Source organism: Robbsia andropogonis, from assembly GCF_000970345.1.
In the GTDB taxonomy this organism is placed as follows: domain Bacteria; phylum Pseudomonadota; class Gammaproteobacteria; order Burkholderiales; family Burkholderiaceae; genus Robbsia; species Robbsia andropogonis.
In genome coordinates this window covers 1-2,251 of sequence record NZ_LAQU01000135.1, presented here as the reverse complement: position 1 = coordinate 2,251, position 2,251 = coordinate 1, and the positions used below count along the sequence as shown (strand labels likewise).

The 2,251-nt window shown below is 63.8% G+C and carries 1 protein-coding gene; it reads left to right on the top strand.

What is annotated here, in order from left to right:
- Nucleotides 1–2,251, top strand: a 2,251-nt coding sequence (locus WM40_RS26485) for a condensation domain-containing protein (RefSeq protein WP_236693721.1), incomplete at both ends; no start/stop codon positions are given.

Here is a 2,251-nt window from a genome sequence, read left to right as displayed (position 1 = left end):
GCAAGGAAGCGACGCAGCGCGTGAAAGGGCGCATGCGCCGGCAGGCGCATTGCAAGCGCATCCGGCGCGGTTGATCGCCTATGTTGTACCACGCGATGGCAACACCGGTACACGAGGCGGCGACAACGACGGTACACATGTCCCGCGATATGATCGTGAAGCGTTGCATGGCTGGCTGTCGGAGCGTTTGCCCGCCCATATGGTGCCGTCGGCGTTTGTCATCATCGACCAATTTCCACTGACGGCGAATGGCAAGCTCGATCGCCGTGCCTTGCCGTTGCCGGAAATCGTCACCGATGCGAAGGGCCAGGGTAAGACAGCCGACGCCGACGAATCGCAGCGTGGGGCGCAGGCGGCTGGATTGGACGTCGAGGTCGGGCCGGCGGAGGCCGTGCTGACCGCGGTGTGGCGCAAGGTGCTGGGCCAAGTGAAGATCGATCGACACGACAATTTCTTTGTCGTGGGGGGCGATTCGATCTTGAGTTTGCAAATTGTCGCGCAAGCCCGTGAGGCGGGCTGGGTCATTACGCCTCGCCAACTGTTCGAGGCGCCGACGATTGCCGCGTTGTCCGCCCGCGCACAACCGATAAACGCGGCCATCGTGACGCGATCCACCGAGTCCGATGATGTGGCACGTCATTCGGAAAGCGCCGACGTGCATGCCGGGAAACCGGATACGGCGCTATCGGTGACCGCTTCCGCTAACGTGGCGGCGGATGGAAATGCGGATGCCGCAGGTGCGGTGCATCGCACCTGGCGGGCGTTGGGGTTGGTGCCGGAGCATGTCGACGACGTATATCCGGCGAGCCCGTTGCAAAGTGGCCTTTTGTTCCATTCGGTGGCGGGTGGAGAAAACGCCGCGTACCTGAATCAGTTTCACCTGACGTTGCGCGGCCGCTTTGATGCCGAGGTGTTTCACGCGGCATGGGCTGCCGCGATGATCCGCCATCCAATGCTGCGTACCCGCTTCCTGTGGCAACACGGTGGCGCGCCGATGCAGGTCGTTCAGCGGCATGGCCCGCTGCCTTACGTCGTCCACGACTGGCGTGGACGTGATCACGCCGATGTCGCAACGGCCTTGGCTGCATGGCGCGCCCGCGATCTCGAAAAAGGCATGGCACTCGACGCCGTGCCGCTGATGCGTATCGCGGTTTTTGAACAAGACGGCGGTGTGACCGATATCGTCTGGACCCATCACCATGTGCTGCTGGATGGCTGGAGCATGGCCACGCTGTTCGGCGAAGTGCTGCGCGACTACCAAGCCAGACTGGACGGGGTGGCTTGCACGTTTGCATCGGTACCCGGTTACCGTACTTATCTCACGCGGGTGAATCGCGTGTCTGACGATCCCGCCACGCGTGAATGGTGGGAACGGCATGCCTTGGGTGGTTTGCATCGAGAAAACCATGACGTTGGCGCATCGAACATCGCGGCGACCGGCGAGGACGCGTTGCCCGCCACACTGATCCCAAGCGTGCCCGCGCCACAGGCGCGCGTGCCGGGCGTTGCGACCTCGCGTGAGCAACTGCCGCCGGGACTGTCGGATGGCTTGACCCAGGCAGCGCGCGATTATCGGGTCACGTTAAATACGATCATGCAGGGTGCCTGGGCGATCGTGTTGGCGCGGTATGGGCATCGCACACGCGTTGCGTACGGGACGACGTTGTCGGGTCGTCCGTCGGATCTGCCCGGGGCGGATCGGATGGTCGGCCTGTTTATCAACACGCTGCCGGTATTGTTCGACGTTGCGCCATCCGCGCCATTGGGAGACTGGCTGGGCGCGCTGCAGCAACACCTGAGCGCAATGGGTGACATGGCGTCGACGCCGCTCGCGCGTGTCCAGCAATGGCTGGGGCGCAGCGGTGATGCATTGTTCGATTCCCTGCTCGTTTTCGAAAACTATCCGCTTGACGCCACCGTGTCCGACGCGCGCGGCGGCCAGGCGGGTCGCGATGCCAACAGCGATGGGCCGTTGGCCATCACACATGTCGATGCGGTTGATGCCACGCACTATCCGCTTGCACTGGCGGTCATGCCGCGGCGTGGCCGCATCGCGCTCGAATGGTCATGGGACGGTGCGCGTCTGGATCGCGACACCGTGATGCAACTGGCGACCGATTACCGCACGGTCCTGATGCGGCTCGCACATAGCACGTTGGCGGGAGCCACCCGTCCTGTCGTCGCGGACATCAATCTGCTGCCGCTGAACGAGGCGGGCGACCGCGCGGTGTTGCCAAGCACGAAAGGGGGG